At 69.8% G+C, this 16334-nt stretch carries 17 protein-coding genes; 8 read left to right on the top strand and 9 right to left on the bottom strand.

All coding sequences use genetic code 11. The features are described from left to right. Nucleotides 1–686 precede the first annotated feature (686 nt). Together OXS27_RS20415 and OXS27_RS20410 are read left to right on the top strand one after the other, a co-directional pair. Entirely contained in the window at nucleotides 687–1796 is a 1110-nt protein-coding gene (locus OXS27_RS20415) for a catalase family peroxidase (protein WP_267358411.1), read from the top strand. After that, entirely contained in the window at nucleotides 1793–2332 is a 540-nt protein-coding gene (locus OXS27_RS20410) for a cytochrome b/b6 domain-containing protein (RefSeq protein ID WP_267358410.1), read from the top strand. The genes OXS27_RS20415 and OXS27_RS20410 overlap by 4 nt, the downstream gene beginning before the upstream one ends. A 109-nt stretch (nucleotides 2333–2441) precedes the next feature. Here OXS27_RS20410 and OXS27_RS20405 read toward each other — a convergent pair whose 3' ends face one another. From OXS27_RS20405 to OXS27_RS20390, 4 genes are all read right to left on the bottom strand, one after another. Then, nucleotides 2442–3848 (bottom strand): amidase, encoded by a 1407-nt coding sequence (locus OXS27_RS20405; RefSeq protein ID WP_267358409.1) that lies wholly within the window; start codon nucleotides 3846–3848, stop codon nucleotides 2442–2444. 108 nt (nucleotides 3849–3956) lie between these two features. Then, the gene (locus OXS27_RS20400; protein ID WP_267358408.1) at nucleotides 3957–4640 is read right to left on the bottom strand and encodes a type 1 glutamine amidotransferase domain-containing protein; all 684 of its coding nucleotides are present in this window, start codon (nucleotides 4638–4640) and stop codon (nucleotides 3957–3959) included. 87 nt (nucleotides 4641–4727) lie between these two features. Further along, nucleotides 4728–4958, bottom strand: a complete 231-nt coding sequence (locus OXS27_RS20395) for a hypothetical protein (RefSeq protein WP_267358407.1) — start codon at nucleotides 4956–4958, stop codon at nucleotides 4728–4730. 130 nt (nucleotides 4959–5088) lie between these two features. Beyond that, nucleotides 5089–5691 (bottom strand): TetR/AcrR family transcriptional regulator, encoded by a 603-nt coding sequence (locus OXS27_RS20390; protein ID WP_243924469.1) that lies wholly within the window; start codon nucleotides 5689–5691, stop codon nucleotides 5089–5091. Between the two features lie 335 nt (nucleotides 5692–6026). Here OXS27_RS20390 and metB point away from each other — a divergent pair, with 335 nt between their 5' ends. Further along, a complete protein-coding gene (metB, locus tag OXS27_RS20385) occupies nucleotides 6027–7187 on the top strand; it encodes a cystathionine gamma-synthase (RefSeq protein WP_267358406.1) in 1161 nt (386 codons plus the stop codon). 9 nt (nucleotides 7188–7196) lie between these two features. On the opposite strand, the gene OXS27_RS20380 is transcribed toward metB, so the two are convergent. After that, a complete protein-coding gene (locus tag OXS27_RS20380) occupies nucleotides 7197–7964 on the bottom strand; it encodes a hypothetical protein (protein ID WP_267358405.1) in 768 nt (255 codons plus the stop codon). Nucleotides 7965–8190: 226 nt separating this feature from the next. Between OXS27_RS20380 and OXS27_RS20375 the strand changes: the two genes are divergently transcribed. Together OXS27_RS20375 and OXS27_RS20370 are read left to right on the top strand one after the other, a co-directional pair. After that, a complete protein-coding gene (locus OXS27_RS20375) occupies nucleotides 8191–9171 on the top strand; it encodes a hydroxyacid dehydrogenase (protein WP_243924474.1) in 981 nt (326 codons plus the stop codon). 214 nt (nucleotides 9172–9385) lie between these two features. Then, a complete protein-coding gene (locus OXS27_RS20370; protein WP_267358404.1) occupies nucleotides 9386–9964 on the top strand; it encodes a hypothetical protein in 579 nt (192 codons plus the stop codon). Between the two features lie 10 nt (nucleotides 9965–9974). Here OXS27_RS20370 and OXS27_RS20365 read toward each other — a convergent pair whose 3' ends face one another. Then, entirely contained in the window at nucleotides 9975–10337 is a 363-nt protein-coding gene (locus OXS27_RS20365; RefSeq protein WP_243924476.1) for a hypothetical protein, read from the bottom strand. Nucleotides 10338–10472: 135 nt separating this feature from the next. Next, a complete protein-coding gene (locus OXS27_RS20360) occupies nucleotides 10473–11468 on the bottom strand; it encodes a LysR family transcriptional regulator (protein ID WP_243924477.1) in 996 nt (331 codons plus the stop codon). A 101-nt stretch (nucleotides 11469–11569) separates the two neighbouring features. On the opposite strand from OXS27_RS20360, the gene OXS27_RS20355 reads away from it, so the two are divergent. The 3 genes from OXS27_RS20355 to OXS27_RS20345 are packed head-to-tail and all read left to right on the top strand — an operon-like array spanning nucleotide 11570 to nucleotide 13360. After that, a complete protein-coding gene (locus OXS27_RS20355; RefSeq protein ID WP_243924479.1) occupies nucleotides 11570–12178 on the top strand; it encodes a YceI family protein in 609 nt (202 codons plus the stop codon). Nucleotides 12179–12194: 16 nt separating this feature from the next. Then, a complete protein-coding gene (locus OXS27_RS20350; protein WP_267358403.1) occupies nucleotides 12195–12800 on the top strand; it encodes a cytochrome b/b6 domain-containing protein in 606 nt (201 codons plus the stop codon). Further along, nucleotides 12797–13360 (top strand): YceI family protein, encoded by a 564-nt coding sequence (locus OXS27_RS20345; RefSeq protein WP_267358402.1) that lies wholly within the window; start codon nucleotides 12797–12799, stop codon nucleotides 13358–13360. The genes OXS27_RS20350 and OXS27_RS20345 overlap by 4 nt, the downstream gene beginning before the upstream one ends. A 9-nt stretch (nucleotides 13361–13369) precedes the next feature. On the opposite strand, the gene OXS27_RS20340 is transcribed toward OXS27_RS20345, so the two are convergent. After that, entirely contained in the window at nucleotides 13370–13948 is a 579-nt protein-coding gene (locus OXS27_RS20340; RefSeq protein WP_243924485.1) for a GNAT family N-acetyltransferase, read from the bottom strand. After that, on the bottom strand, nucleotides 13948–16293 hold the full coding sequence (locus OXS27_RS20335) for an Orn/Lys/Arg decarboxylase N-terminal domain-containing protein (protein WP_267358401.1): 2346 nt from the start codon (nucleotides 16291–16293) through the stop codon (nucleotides 13948–13950). Before OXS27_RS20335 ends, OXS27_RS20340 begins: the two co-directional genes overlap by 1 nt. Nucleotides 16294–16334: the final 41 nt, after the last annotated feature.

Genomic DNA, 16334 nt, shown 5'->3' with positions numbered 1-16334 from the left:
TCAGTACAAACTTTCGTAAGTACCTCACGAGGAGAAGTCAAGTACCTTGGCTTTCGCCAGATCTACTTTTCTTAACCTCGGGAAACCCGCCCGACCCGGCCGTTTTGCTTCGGCACCGCGTCGGGAGGCGCCGTATAGGCTGAGCCCGCCCGGCCTGTCAATCGACCTTTTCCCGGCGAAACAACCGGACCCGGAAGCCCCGGCATCCCGTCGGCGGACAGCGACACCCCCTGAAGGGCGGCCCATCCATTCGCACGTGAAAGGCATCTCGCAACCCGCCGGAGCTAAGCCCGACACGGCGACGCCCCGCCGAAGCGGAACCGCGCAATCCGTGGCTGAGAGATTTCGGCGGACGGTGTTCCGTCGCTGCCGATGGACCCGATATGGCGAAACTCGGCCGATCTTGCAAGGCTCGTGGCGTCGCAGGGCTGCCCTATGCGTCCGCAGCGGGCTTATGGCAGCACCGGGCTGCGATGCGCTCGCCCTGACCTGCGCCGTCTGTGCGGACCCGCCCGGCGTTCCAGCACCAGCCCTAGTTGCGCGTGCCGCGCGAGGGCGCACGGTTGATCTGAGGGAGACGGCCTCGGCTCCGTCGCTGCCTTCATGCGGGTTCGGCGACCGACGGGTGAAACCCGCGCGTCACGCCGTCGAATAGGCGTCATCGCGACCAGTCCCGGACCGAACGGATGACGTTGATGAACGACCTCACAGGGGCGCCGCCCGGCATGACCGGGCGCAGCCTGCTCCTGCGCCTGTCCATGATCGGCGCGGTGGTGGCCGGCACGGCCGGTGGCTTCGCGTATGCGGGGGGCTGGCTGTCGCCCGGCCTCCTCACCCCGGCGCGGATCGTCGATCGCTTTGAGGCGGTGAACGGCCCCCATCCCGGCTTCCGGCGCAACCACGCCAAGGGCCTGTGCGTCGCGGGGCGCTTCGCCGCCAACGGCGCGGGCGCACGTCTCTCGACAGCCACCGTGTTCGCCCCCGGGCAGGTGACCCCCGTCCTGGGTCGGGTCGCGCTGGCGGGCGGGCAGCCCTACGAGGCCGATGCCGAGACCACCGTGCGCAGCCTCGCCCTGCTGTTCCGATCGCCGGACGGCGCGGAATGGCGCACCGGCATGAACAACATCCCGGTCTTCCCCGTGCGCACGCCGGAGGCCTTCTACGAGCAGCTCCGCGCCGCCAAGCCCGATCCCGCCACCGGCAAGCCCGACCCCGCCCGCATGGCGGCGTTCTTCGCGGCCCATCCCAAGAGCGCGCGGGCCGCGTCCCTGATCAAAGCGCGGACCGTCACCACCGGCTTCGCCGACAGCACCTTCTGGAGCCTGAACGCCTTCCGGTTCGTGGCCGCCGACGGCACCGTGCGACCGGTGCGCTGGGCCTTCATCCCGGAGCGGACGGCCGCGCCCGAGACCGCCGGCGGGACCGGTTCGCCCGACCCAAATGGGCTGTTCGATGCGTTCGAGGCGCAGTTGCGCCAGGGTCCGCAGCGCTGGCACCTCGTGGTGACGCTCGGCCGGGCGGAGGACCCCACCGCCGACGCGACGCAGCCCTGGCCCGCCGACCGCGAGGGCGTGGATGTCGGCACCCTGACTCTCACCGAGACCATGCCGGAAGCGCCCCACACCTGCCGGGACGTCAACTTCGACCCGCTCGTCCTGCCGGAGGGCATCGCACCGAGCGACGATCCGCTGCTCAGCGCGCGCTCTGCGGCCTACGCGCAGTCCTTCACCCGCCGCGCCGGCGAGGCGAAGGCGCCGAGCGCCGTGACCGCGCCGATCCACGGAGCTGCCCGGTGACCGAACCCGCGCGCTTCAACTGGCCGGCCCTCCTGCTCCACTGGGGCATGGCGGCGATGATCCTGGCCATGCTGCTGATCGGCGTCGCCATGGTGACGTCGCTCGCCCACTATCACGCCCTGGTCGCGCTGCACCGACCCCTCGGCCTCCTGATCCTGCTCCTTGCCGGCCTGCGGCTGGTCAATCGCTGGCGCCATCCGCCCCCGCCCCTGCCGGCGGATCTGCCCGCGTGGCAGCGGATCGCCGCCCACGGCTCGCATATCGCGCTCTACGGGCTGATGCTGGCCCTGCCGCTGGTCGGCTGGGGCATGCTGTCAGCGGCACGCTATCCGATCGTGCTGGCCGGGCCGGTGGTGCTGCCGCCGATCCTGCCGCAGGACCCGATGCTCGCCGCGGCGCTGCGGCACCTCCATACCGGGCTCGCCTATGCCCTGTTCGCCGTCTTTCTGGCGCATCTCGGGGCGGCGCTGATGCACGCGCTGATCCGCCAGGACGGCGTCTTCGCCAGCATGGCCCCCTGGCGACCACGTCGGTAAGGTCCGGGCGGCATCGGGCCGGCCGACCTGAATATCCGCACTGCGTGTTTCCCAGCCGGTCCGGTCGATGGCCGGGGGCCGCGTGGCGCCCCCGGCCGGTTCCCTCAGGTCAGAGGCTGGGGTGCAGGCCCCGAACCGGGCTGACGCCCTCCAGCACCGAGGCCACGTGCAGGATCGTCGACTCCGCCTGCCAGCTTCCAACCAGCTGCACGTTGATCGGCAGGCCCTCGCGGCTCGTCCCAAACCGCATCGACAGGCCCGGAAGGCCGGTGACGTTCAGGGGCACGGTCGCGCCCTGCAGATAGGTCAGATCGACCGTCTCGCCGTTGACGACGAGTTCCTGGATGCCGTGCTTGTGCGCCGGTACCGGCAGCACCGGGGTGAGGAGCACGTCGAAGGTCCGGAAGAAGGCCGCGTAGCCGTCCCGGAGCCGCTCCGCCGCCTGCTCGGCCGCGACGTAGTCCTCCACCGACGTTTCCGGCAGGGACAACATGGTCTTGGCCATCTTGTACATCTGGTCCTCGTGCCCGGCCGTCGCCGCGCGGAACGCCGGCTTCATCTCCATGACGTGGAGCGTGTTGAACACGTCGAGGGCGAAGTCGCGCTCCAGCGCCGGGATGCGCACCTCCTCCACGTGGTGACCCTCGCCCTTGAGGGCCTCGGCCGCAGCCTGCACGGTCGCGGCGACCTCCGTGTCGATGGGACCGAAGCCCGGCCCGACCATCCAGCCGACCCGGAGCTTGCGATCCGGCGCGGCGCCGAGGCCGGCATCGAACGGGACGGTGCTGCTCGCGAAGGCGTCCTGCCCGTCGGGACCGGCGATTTGCGAGAACGCGAGCGCGAGGTCGCGGATCGAACGCGCCATCGGGCCGACGTGCCAGAAGCGGCGGGGCGCCCGCGGCCAGATGCCGGTCATGGGCACGCGCCCGTGGGTCGCCTTCAGCGAGACGATGCCGGTCTGCGCGGCCGGGCCGCGCACCGATATCGCGAGATCGGTGCCGAGGCCGAGCGGCGACATACCCGCCGCGATGGCCGCCGATTCGCCGCCGCTGGAGCCCCCCGGCGTACGCTCAAGGTCCCACGGGTTGTTCGAGCGGCCGGAGAGCAGGTTGTCGCTCTCGATCCAGTAGGAGAACTCCGGGAGGTTGGTCTTGGCGAGCAGGATGCCGCCGGCCCTCTTCAGGCGCGCCACGCTGGTGGCGTCGGCGTCGGGCACCCGGCCCTTGAAGATCGGCGAGCCGCGTTGGGTGAGCACGCCGGCGGTGTCGATGGAGTCCTTCACGGTGAACGGCACGCCGTGCAGGGGCCCGAGTTCCCCGCCGGCCATGAGTGCCGCCTCCGCGTCCCGCGCGGCGGCCAGCGCACCTTCCGCGACCGCGACGATGGCATTGACCTTCGGATCGACCGCGTCGATGCGGTCGAGGTGCGCCTGCACGACCTCGACCGGTGAGAGCTGCTTGGTCCGGATCAATTCGGCGAGCCGGGTCGCGTCCGAGAAAACGATGTCCGTGGTCATGGGCTGGATCCTTCGAGGTCGCCGATGCGAGTGGCGTGCGCCGCTTCGGGAGGGTGACGATCAGGGGTTGGTTGGCAGGATTCGGCGCCGCCGGGGGCGCCTGCGTCCTCAGCGGTTGGCGAGGCGGGCGACGAGACGCTCGGCGGCGGGGCCGGAGGAGGCCGGGTTCTGGCCGGTGATGAGCAGGCCGTCCGTCACCACGAAGGGTCCCCAGTCGGCACCCTTGGCGTAGAGGCCGCCGTTCCGCTTCAGCTCATCCTCGACGAGGAACGGGACCACCTCTGTGAGGCCGACGGCCTCCTCCTCGGTGTTCGTGAAGCCGGTGACGTTCCTGCCTTCGACCAGCGGCTTCACCTCGGGCGCCTTGGCATGGCGCAGGACGCCGGGGGCGTGGCAGACGAGGGCCACGGGCTTGCCGGCCCCGAGGGTGGTCTCGATCAGCGAGATCGAGGCAGGGTCCTCGGCGAGGTCCCAGAGAGGCCCGTGCCCGCCGGGATAGAAGACGGCGTCGAAACCCGCGTGGCTAACGGCGTCGAGTCGGCCCGTCTCGGCCAGCGCCGCCATGGCCGCCGCGTCGGCTTCGAAGCGGCGCGTCGCGTCCGTCTGGAAGCTCGGCTCGGCGCTCTTCGGATCGAGCGGCGGGCGGCCACCCTTGGGCGACACCAGGACCACCTCCGCCCCCGCATCCTTGAACACGTAGTAGGGCGCCGCGAGCTCCTCCAGCCAGAAGCCGGTCTTCCGGCCGGTGTCGCCGAGCCGGTCGTGCGAGGTCAGCACCATCAGGATCTTCATCGTCGGTCTCCAGGTCTTTCGCTTGTGTTGGGAAGGTTTTGGGTTCGGGGCCGAGCTCGGAGCGGGCCCGGGGGAGGCGAGCCGGCGCTAGCGCGCCTTCGGGGTGCGTCCGGCCGCCGCGTCGCGCGGCTGCGCGGCTTGTGCAGGGCGGAACTCCGGATTCGCGCGGCGGACCTCGTCGAACCGGGCCATGCGGACGGCGCCGATGGTCTCGAGGGTGATCCGCTCCTGCGCCGTTGCTTGGGGTCCGGTCAGGAGTGCCATCAGCCCCGCGGCGATGAGGGTCGCGGCGACAGAGGTTTTGGCGTGGTGGGGCATGGGTTTTCTCCGTCTGTGTGCCGCTCCCTGACCGGCCGGGGGGAGATGATCGGCCCAGCTGAAAGTAGACCGGTCGTCTCAGATTTGGACGCAACGAGGGGCTGCGTCCTGCGAAGTTGGAGGCGGTGGATCAGCGCGCCGTGAGGCCCAGGATGCGCCGGGTCGTCCCGATGGCCGCCGCGAACGGTGCGTCGGTCCGGACGATCTTGGCCATCAGGCTCGCACCGAGCCAGACGTGGTACAGGTCTTCGGCGGTCGTATGCGGCTCGCTCTCGACCGTGAGCGAGCCCTCCGCCACGCCCGCCGCAATGGCTTGCGACAGCCGTTCGATGATCGCAGCGGTACCGGCCTTGAGGGCCAAGCGCATCGCCTCGGACAGGTCCGAGACTTCCGCCGCCAGCTTCACCGCGAGGCATTTACGCTGGTAGTCGACGCTGCCCTGCGTCGCCTGCCATTTGCGCCAGTAATTCATCAGGCGCTCGGCATGGCTCAACCCCGGCTCGGCAAGCGTCGTGTCGAGGTCGGCGAGATAACTTTCGAAGTAGTCCGCCAAGAGAGCCTCGCCGAAGGCCTCCTTGGATCCGAAGTAGTGGTAGAACGACCCTTTCGGCACGCCGGCCGAGGTCAGGATCTCGTTGAGCCCAACCCCGGAGAACCCCTTCGCGCCGATCAGGCCGTAGGCGGTGTCGAGGATCCCCTGCCGGGTGTCGGTATGTGCGGTGACGCGTGCCATGACGGTGAGATAGGCGGGATTAGACCGGTCGTCTAGTGATCCTTCGCATTTTTTGTTCGGAAGGCTGATTGAGCTTGGCCAAGTCGTTGTGCTGACCCTGATGCAAGCTACGACCGTCTTTAGAGCCGTATCCGCTTCCAAGCTGCGGGGGTGTCACCTGCTTCGATCAAATCCCCTCGAACATAACCACCACCCGAGCGCGTCGGCCACGGTCCGATGCGTGGAACACAGGCGATCAAGGACCGGATATCGTTCTCTTGAAAGTCTGATCCGTTCTCCATAAAGAACGCGCCAGGGTTCGGCCGGAGGCGCCGCCCGGGCATGGAGGAGAGTCGATGTCAGACGGATTCGCGGCCCGTACCGTCGCGGCAGCCAATGGTGTTGCGCAGGATTCGGCCTTCGGGGCGGTCATCGCACCGATCCACCTGTCGACCACCTTCAAGTTCCCGGCCTTCGAGCAGCCCGGCCCGTACGATTACTCGCGCCTCGGCAACCCGACGCGGGACGCGCTGGCCGACACGATCGCCAAGCTCGAAGGCGGCGCCCGGGCCGTGATCGTGGCGAGCGGCATGGCGGCCCTCGACCTCGCCCTGTCGAGCCTGCGGCCGGGCGACCTGCTAGTCGCGCCGCACGATCTTTACGGCGGCACACACCGCCTGCTGAGCTTCCGCGCCGCCCGGGGCCATTACCGTGTGGACTTCGTCGACCAGACCGACCCGGACGCCTTGGCGGCGGCGCTCGCCGGACGGCCGAAGGTCGTGCTCATCGAGACGCCGAGCAACCCGCTGATGCGAGTCGTGGATGTCCGGCGCATCGCCGCCGACGCTAAGGCCGCGGGCGCCCTCGTGGTGGTCGACAATACCTTCCTGTCGCCGGCCCTGCAGCAACCGATCGCCCTGGGGGCGGATCTCGTCGTCCACTCCACCACCAAGTTCCTCAACGGTCATTCCGATGTGATCGGCGGGGCGGTGATCGCCGCCGACAAGGCCGTGGGCGAGGAACTCGCCGCCTGGGCGAACACGATCGGCGTCACGGGCTCGCCGCTCGACGCCTACCTGACGCTCCGGGGCCTGCGGACCCTGTTCGTGCGCGTGGACCAGCAGCAGCGCAACGCGGGGCGGATCGCCGCCTTCCTGGATGCGCATCCGGCCGTGAGCCGCGTCCACTACCCGGGCCTGCCGTCCCATCCCGGGCACGCCCTCGCCAAGGCGCAGCAGGCGGGCTTCGGCGCCATGCTGAGCTTCGAACTCGCGGGCGGGCTCGATGCGGTGCGGGCGTTCGTGGGCGCCGTGCGGGTCTTCACCCTGGCCGAGTCCCTGGGCGGGGTCGAGAGCCTGGTCGCCCACCCGCCGACCATGACCCATGCGGCCATGGACCCGGACGCGCGGGCGATCGCCGGCATCACCGACGGGCTGCTGCGCCTCTCAATCGGGCTGGAGGCGGAGGACGACCTGTTGGCCGACTTGTCGCGCGGCCTCGAAGCCGTGGGTGGGTGAGCAGGCCGCTCACCCCTCCTCGATCACGCTGAACCCGGACTCGTCCTCGACTACCCGGAAGCGGGAGAGCCGCAGGGTCTGTGAGCGCTCGGCGGCCTCGTCCCGGCACTTGAGGACGTGGACGGCCCGGTTGACCACCTGCAGATTCGGCGCGCCCCAGTAGGCGAGGAGGTCCGGCCAGGGACGGGTGCGGTGCTCCCGCCAGACCTGATAGAGCGGCAGGGCGTGATCGACCTCGGCGGTGCGCAGCAGCCGCTTGCCGGAGGTCGCGCAGCGATGCCGCTGACGAAGCTTCAGCGCCCGGACCTGCGCGTGCGGGGCGAGCCAGAACTTCCAGGCCGTGACACAGGCCGCATGCCAGCCGGCCCTGGCGTTGGGCGTACCGCCGCCCCAGAGATCCCGGTGCCAGCCGAACCGGTAGACCGGCTGGCCGCAGATGCAGCAGGCGCCGCGGCCGCGGGCGAAGGCGGGATCCCGAAAGGGCGCGGGCGGTGTCCGGAAACTGCCGGTGCGCCCCTCCCCCGAGCCGTCACGGCCGATCTGCCACGTCCAGCCCTCCGGCGTGCCGGAGCGGGCCGCCAGGGCGCGGGCGAGCCGGTCAGCCCGGAGAACATGGCTGCGCCAATAGCTCTCCACGGCGAGGCGCGGCGTCGGCGGGGTCAGGGGCCGCGCCAGGGCGTGCCGGAGGACCGGGACGGGGAAGACCGGCGGCAGCGCCCGCTCCAGTCGCGCCCGAGCCTGCACGTTCCGAAGGGTGCGCCACTGCGATGTCGTCATCCCGGTCGGTGCTACTAGAATGCGGGCGGGACCGCGATGACGCCGCCGCCACAGGGGTTGTCGCATAGAGTAAACGCAATGTTTCCCGTGAAACATCGACGGCCTGGACGCACCTGAAACAGCGCGGCCTCCAGAGTGCTCGTTGCCACCGTGCCAGGCGGGTCTTAGGACGACCGGGCTTGAAGCGCTCGCACCCGGCCCTCCGGGTCGGCCAAGGATATCCGCCGTGCTCACCGGTCCGTGCCTCATCGTCCAGCCGATCCACGCGGCGGGTCTCGATCGGCTGCGCGCGGCCGGGCTTGAGCCGCGCGCAGCCCGCGGCACCGACGCCGAGACCCTGGCCCGCGACGTCGCTGGCTGCGTCGCGGTCATCACCCGCAACACCGGCTTCCCGGCCGAGGCCATCGCGGCGGCAACGGAGCTGCGGGTGATCGGCGTGCACGGCACCGGCACCGATCACGTGGCCAAGGCGGCGGCGAGCGAGGCCGGCATCGTTGTGGTCAACACCCCCGGCGCCAACGCCGTCTCGGTGGCCGAGCACACGCTGGCGCTGATCTTCGCCCTGGCGAAGGCCCTGCCGGGGGCCGACCGGTCGGTCCGGCAGGGCGACGACAGCTTCAAGTTCACCACCCGCTTGGTCGAGCTCGCCGGCCTCACCCTCGGCCTCGTCGGGTTCGGGGCGATCGGGCAGGCCACGGCCCGGCTCGGCGGCGCCCTCGGCCTGCGGGTCCTGGCCTACGGACCGAGCCGCCCGGAAACGGATTTCGCCACGGCCGGCGCCCTGCGCGCCACCTCGGTGGAGGCGGTGCTGGCAGAGGCCGACATCGTCTCGCTGCACCTGCCGCTCACGCCCAGCACACGCGGATTGATCGGCCGGGAGCAGTTCGCCCGGATGAAGCGAGGCGCGTTCCTGATCAACACCAGCCGTGGCGGCCTGATCGACGAGGCGGATCTGATGGACGCCCTGGAGGCCGGCACGATCGCCGGCGCCGGGCTCGACGTCTTTGCGCAGGAGCCGCTGCCCGGAGGCCATCCCCTCGCCGACCAGGAGCGGGTGATCCTCACGCCCCATGTCGGCGGCTCGACCGAGGCTGCCCTGATCCGTACCGCTGAGACCGCCGCGACCCGGGTCATCGACGTGTTGGCCGGTCGTCATCCCGGCGGACTGGTCAACCCGGAGATCTGGGATCGGCGGCGCGGGGTGTGAGACAGCTCCGTGCCGGGCGGGCTCGACATACTGAGGCATGACGTCAAAGCATGGAGGCTATGAAAGCGCGTGGTCCGCATGCCTTCCGGCGCGTCGAGCCATTGCCTACCGCACTGCGATATCCTATCTGTGCATTGCGGGATGGCGATGGCGTCGCCCTCCCGCTGCCCTTCTTGGGCGTTTCCTCCCTAGACTTCGGGCCGCTCCTTCGGGAGTGGCCTTTTTTGTTTTCGGACCGGATTCAACGTCGGCTGCCGTTCTCAGAACGCTATTAAAGCAGTCAAGCGGAACCGGGAGCTTGACCGTACGTTTTCCCGTCATGAAATACGCCCGCCCCATCCTCGTAACCACGGTCCTTGCCGTATTCGGGCTGGGAGTGGCGACTCAGAACCTGCATTCACGCGATCGCAACGCGCCGAGACGGCCCGTCGCGGTCGCCGAATCGATCAAGCCGGTGGCCTGGATCGATCCGCCGGCCCACGGCACCCCCGAGATTATCCCGGCACCCGCATCGGTGCAGCCGGGGCTCCTGACCGCCGCCGCAACCCCACCGGCTGCGACAGCTCTCCCCATCGAACCGCCCCGCAGCAGCGCGAACCACCGGGGGAAGGCAGCGGAGCGGAAGAACCGATCCAGGGTTGCCCATCTAAATCGTCCCACCCGCGCCCGCACCGCCGCAGTCGATCCCGCCGTGATGCCGCAACCTGCGCCTCGGCCGACACCGGACGCGTCGGGGCGGATCGATCCGATCGGCGACATCCTGCGCGGCCTCGGATTCGGCCGCGACAGCTGATCCGCGCCTCCTACTCGACGTGGATGGTCAGCTTCATCTTCGGATGAATGCCGCACTGGATCACGAAATCTCCCGGCTCGACCAGCGTCAGCCGTGTCTCGGTGCCGGGCTCCTGATCGCCGGCATCGAACGAGAACCGATCCGCTTCGATGAAGGCATGGTGGGTGAAGCTCTCATCGCCGTTGCGCAGGGTGATCGTGTCGCCCCGCCGGAGATACAGGTCGGTGGGCGCATAGTGGCGGCCTTTCTGCAGCACGATCCGGGCCGCGGTCGATAGGGTCGCCCGCGCGGTTTCCAGCGCTGCGCCGGTGGCTGCGAGGGTGAGCGTACCGACAATGAGGACGGAACGCAGGCGCCTGCTGGCAGGGGGCATGATGGCGTCCGCGATGACATCGAAGGGACCCGCACGATCCGGCTCGCTGACCGGGTGTTCGGCCTCTGTTGCAGTGCATGGTGAGGGATGCCCGTGAACGAATCGATACGACGATCGTTCAAATTTGAGCGAGCCTCAGAAATCTAACCCATGTTTTACTGTATGTACCTGGTTCTCAACAGTATTCACGTCTAAATCCACGACCTCGTGAGCGCAGTCGCAGGCCGCGAGGGCGCGGCCCACGTGCTCGCGGAACACCCGGACCCGGGCGGGCAGCTCGCGACCGGCCAGGGTGACGGCGCGCAGGGCTGCACCCCGGGTCGCCCAGGGGGCCAGCACGCGCTGGAGCTGACCCGCCGCCACGGCCCGGGCGGCGACGAGGCTGGGGAGATGGCCGATCCCGGCGCCCGCCAGGGTCAACCGGAGCGCGGTGGCGAAATCGCTGACGCGGATCGCCGGGTTCACGGAGAGCGGCTCGGTGCGGCCCTGGCCGTCGGTCAGCGCCAGCGCCGCCGCGCCGAAGCGTTCGCGGGCCAGGATCAGGTCGTGATCGTGCAGGGCGGCGAGGTCCGCCGGGGCCGGCCGGCGCAGCAGGTAGGCGGGGGCGGCGTAAAGGGCCGCCGTCAGCGTCGCCAGGACGACGGCGCGATAGCCGGTCTCCTCGGCGCTGCCGAGCCGCAGGGCGAGGTCGATCCGGTTGGCCGCCAGATCGAGGCGCGCGTCGGTGTTCAGCATCTCCACGGTGATCTGCGGATAGGCCTCGCGGAAGCTCGCGATGATCTCGGGCATCACCTCGATGCCGAAATCGATCGAGGTGGTGATCCGCAGGTGCCCGGCCGGCACCGTCCGGGCATCGCGGGCGGTCTCGGCGGCCTCGTCGAGGAGGGTCAGGCTCTCCTGCGCCTTGGCGTAGAAGGCGAGACCCTCGGCGGTCGGCGAGACCGCCCGGGAGGTCCGCGCCATCAACCGGACACCGAGTGCCCGCTCCAGCCGCGAGATCCGCCGGCTGACGCTGCCCTTGGTCTCGCGCAGGCTGGCCGCCGCGGCCGTGACCGTGCCGAGATCGACGACTGTGCAGAAGGCCCGCACATCGTCCAGCCCCCCGCGGAAGGTTTCCGTTTTCGCAACCATGGGGTTCCGGATAGCAGGCTCAACCGGGACCGTGAACGGGGCTACACGGCTGCTGCGGCGCAACGAATCGCGCTCGACCGTCTGCTCTGCAGGAGACACCATTGAAGTCGATTCTCGCCTCCGGCCTTCTGGCCCTGCTGGTCGCCACCCCAGTCCTGGCTCAGACCCCGCCGACCCGCGATCCCGCCCAGATCCAGGCCGGCACCTACGCGGTCGATCCCGGCCACACCCAGGTCGGCTGGCGCGTGTCCCATATGGGCTTCTCGAACTACGCCGGCGGCTTCTCGGACGTGTCGGGCACGCTGGAGCTGCAGCCGAAGAACCCGGCCGCCGCCAAGCTATCGGTGAAGATCCCGGTCGCCTCGGTGACGACCACCAGCGCCAAGCTCACCGACGAGCTGAAGGGCGACCAGTGGCTCGACGCCGCCAAGTTCCCCGACATGACCTTCGTGTCCACCAAGGTCGCCCCCGCGGGCAAGGACCACGCGAAGGTGACGGGTGACCTGACGCTCCACGGCGTGACCAAGCCGGTGACGCTCGACGTCACGCTGGTCGGCGCCGGTGTGAACCCGCTGAGCAAGAAGGTCACGGTCGGCTTCGAGGCCACCGGCACGCTCAAGCGCTCGGAATTCGGGGTGAAGACCTACGTGCCGCTGATTGGCGACGAGTTGCACCTCACCATCGCGGGCGCCTTCGAGAAGCAGGACTGATCGGAAAGGATCCGCCATGGCGAACGGGGTTTCCGCGCGGCGGTACTCCGCCGTGGCGATCCTGCTGCACTGGGCGAGCGCGCTCTGCGTGCTCGTCCTGATCGGCCTCGGCCTGACCATGACGCACGCGGCCCTGGCGCCGCTGCGCCAATTCCAGCTCTACCAGTGGCACAAGTCCGTCGGCGTCACGGTGCTGGCGCTGACCGCCCTGCGCGTCCTCTGGCGCCTGACCCACCGGCCGCCGCCGCACCCGGCCGGGATGCCGGCGCGGGAGCGCCGCGCGGCCGGGGCGGCGCATGCCCTGCTCTACCTGCTCCTCGTCGGGCTGCCCCTGACCGGCTGGGCAGTGGTGTCGCTGTCGCCGTTCAACATCCCGACGGTGCTGTACGGGATCGTGCCCTGGCCACACCTGCGGCTGGCGGGCCTCGTCCCGGACCCGGCCGCCGCCGAGGGGATCCTGAAGCAGGTCCACGCCCTGGGGGCGTGGTTTCTGGCGGCTTTGCTCGCCGTCCACGTGGCGGCGGCCCTGCGCCACCACCTCCTCCTGCGCGATGACGTGCTGCGCCGGATGCTGCCGGGGCACCCTCTGTCGCCCGCCCCCACCGTGGAGCCGACCCGATGAACACGCGTCACCTCTGCCTGCTCGCGGCGCTGCAGGTCGCGGCCCTGCCGGCGGCGGCCGCAGAATGGGCGGTGGATCCGGGCAAGAGCGTGATCCGGTTCTCCGGCGTGCAGGTCGGTGTCCCATTCACCGGGCGGTTCGAGCGGTTCAAGGCCGCGGTGGATTTCGACCCCGCCAAGCCCGAGGCAGGGCATGCGCTCGTGCTGGTCGACCTCGCCAGCGCGCGAACCGGGGACGTCCAGCGCGACCAGGCCCTGCCGCAGAAGGACTGGTTCGACGTCAAGGCGGCGAGCGAGGCGCGCTTCGAAGCGACCCGCTTCGTCGACAAGGGACAGGGCGACTACGCGGCGATCGGAACGCTGACGATCCGCGGCACGAGCCGGCCCGTGACACTGCCGTTCCACCTGACCCTGGACGGCGGCGCGGCGCACGCCACCGGGCGCGTCGGCCTCATCCGCACCGAATTTGGCGTCGGTCAGGGCGGCTGGGCGTCGGGGCAGTGGGTGGCGCTCGATGTGGGGGTCGAGGTCGACATCGTCGCGACGACGTCCGGCCACTGAGGCGGCCCTTTACCCCGGCCGGTCCTCCGATCCGGTCCCCAGCGCTCGCTGCACCATCACGCTGTCGGCCCAGTGGCCGTACTTGAACGCCACCGCCCGCAGGAAGCCGACCCGCTCGAAGCCGCAGGCCTCGTGGAGGCGCAGCGAGGCCTCGTTCTCGGCGTCGATGTAGCCGATGATCTGCCGGTAGCCCCCCGCCGCGCAGGCCTCGACCAGCGCAGGCAGCAACCGCCGGCCGATCCCCGCGTGCAGGTGGTCGGGATGCACGTAGATCGAGTGCTTGAGCGTGTAGCGATAGGCCGGGCGCTTCCGGAACGGCACCGCGTAGGCGTAGCCCGCCACCACGCCGCCGCGGTCGGCCACGAGGTGCGGCAGGCGCTTCTTGCGCATCGACTTGCGCCGTCGCTTCAGGTCGTCGGGCAGGAGGCGGGCCTCCTCGAAGGCCCCGACATCGCCCACGCCCTTGCCGATATGGTGCTCGTAGATCGCCACCATCGCCTCGAGATCCGCGTCCGAGGAGGCGCGGATGACGATGTCGGGGCTGGGCCGCGCGGCAAGCGGCCCGGGGGGCTCGACCTCGATTTCCATCAGGCCCCCTCACGCACGACGTAGGTGTGGAAGCGGATCCGCCCGTCCGGCTCGACCTCCCGGTAGACGCCCTGGATCTCGGCCTCGAAGCCGGGGAACAGGTTGGCGGAGGCCTCGAACATCTTGAAATAGTCGAGCATGGGCGCGGCCCGCTCGTCGAGCCGCTCGCCCGGCAGCACCGTGCCGATGCCCGGGGGATAGACCAGCATCAGGGTGCTGGCGATCCGGCCCTCGGCTTCCGCGATCGGCACGTAATCGACCTTGTTGCGGGTCAGCATCTGGGCGGCGCGCTTGGGCGGCATCACCATCTCGGGCAGGTGATCGGGGGCGAATTGCCGCCGCTGCAGCGTGGAGGTGCCGGCCTCCCGGTGGAAGGCGTGGAACTCGGCGCACAGGTCGCGCAGGCGCACGCCGCGGTAGCGATTCGGCCGGCGGGCGACGAATTCCGGCATGGCCTCCTCCAAGGGCACGTTGTCGTCGTGCAGCCGCTTGAACGCGACGAGGCCCGAGATCAGCGTGCCGGCCTTGGAGGATTCGACCCCCGGGGTCAGCAGGAAGAGCAGCGAGTTCAGGTCGTTCTTCTCGGCGACGATCCGGTTCTCACGCAGGTATTGCGCCACGATCGGCGCCGGCACGCCATGCGCAGCATAGGCGCCGGTCTTCCGGTCGAAGCCCGGGGTGAGCACCGTGAGCTTGTTCGGGTCGGTGATGGCGTAGCCCGGCGCCACATGGGTGAAGCCGTGCCAGCGCGCGCCGGGCTTCAGCTCCCAGTGGCGGGGCGTGGCGGCCAGCTCGTCGGTGGGCACGCTCTCCCAGGGCACCTCGGCCCCGTCGGCATTCTTGGTCACGTCCGGCACGAAGGGGTCGAAGAACCAGCGTCGGGCCGGATCGCGCTCGTTCTCCTCGAATTCCCGCCGGATCGCCCGAACCTTCTTGCGCCACTCGATCCCGAGCCGGATCGTGTCGTCCCACAGGATCATGCCCGAGCGCCCCTTCATCATCTGGGCGCCGACGTCGAGCGAGGCGAACAGGGGATAGAAGGGCGAGGTCGAGGCGTGGACCAAAAAGCTCTCGTTGAGCCGCTTGTGCTCGACCCGCCGGGTCTGGCCGCGGATATGGCCGTCCCGGGTGTGGATCTGCGAGGCCTGGCTGAAGCTCGCGAGCTGCTTGTGGGTCGATTGCGTGGCGACGATGCCCGGCGAGGTCTCGTCGAGCCCGGTCAGCCCCATGGCGAAGCGGCGGGCGTAGAGCGGGTGGAACTTCATGAAGCCCGCCCAGGCCTCGTCGAACAGGATGTAGTCGCAGAGGTGGCCGATCTTCTCCAGGATCTCCTGGGCGTCGTAGATCGTGCCGTCATAGGTGCATTGCTCGATCACCGCGACGCGGAACGGCCGCTCCCGGCGCCACGCCTCCGGATCGGTCACCAGCGGGTTCCGGCGGATCTTCTCGCGGATCCGCGTCTCGTCCAGGGCCTCGTGGTAGATCGGGCCGATCAGCCCGTAGGCGTTGCGGTCGGTCTCCAGAAAGATCGGGATGCCGCCGCCGAGGAACAGGGCTCCGTGATGAGCCGCCTTGTGGTTGTTGCGGTCGAACAGGACGAGATCGTCCTCCGCCACCAGGGACGACAGGACGATCTTGTTGGAGGCCGAGGTGCCGTTGAGGACGAAGTAGGTTTTTTCCGCCCCGAAGATCTTGGCGGCCTCCTTCTGGGCCTTCAGCGCCGGGCCCTCGTGGGTCAGCAGGTCGCCGAGATCGAGCACCGAGTTGTCGAGATCATCGCGAAAAATCGCCTCGCCCAGGTGCTCGACGAAGATCCGGCCGATCGGAGACCGGTTGTAAAAAATGCCGCCGTTGTGGCCCGGGCAGGTCCAGAGCTGATTGCCCTTCTCGGCGTAGTCGACCAGCGCGCCGAAGAACGGCGTCTTGAGGGATCCGGCATATTGCGTGACCCGGCTGACGAGGCCGCGGGCGATGAATTCCGGCGTCTCCTCGGCCAGGAAGATGTAGCCGTCGATGAAGTCGAGCAGCTCGACCGGGATGTCCTCCAGCCGCTTGCGGCGGACCATGATGACGATCGGCATCTCCAGGCCGCGCTTGCGCATCATGTCGATGAGGGCGGCGGTCTTGCCGTCGAGGCCGCGCTTGCCCCAATCGACCACGAGGCAGCCGACCGCCGCGTCGGTCTGGACCGCGATCGCAGCGTCCTCGACGCGCCGGGCGCGCACCACCTCGAAGCCGCGACTCTCCACCGCCGCCACGATCTGATTGACGCGCGCGCCTTCCAGATCGTCCGGATCGAAGGCCGGCGTGCACATCAGGACCGTGAAGCGACGGTGGAAGTCCATGGAGCTCTCTTTGCCAGGGATACAGGCGAGGCTTTCTGGCC

This window comes from Methylobacterium sp. GC_Met_3 (assembly GCF_026540775.1).
Taxonomy (GTDB): Bacteria; Pseudomonadota; Alphaproteobacteria; order Rhizobiales; family Beijerinckiaceae; genus Methylobacterium.
Note: the sequence above shows the minus strand (reverse complement) of the source record. Positions and strands in the feature narration are given on the sequence as shown.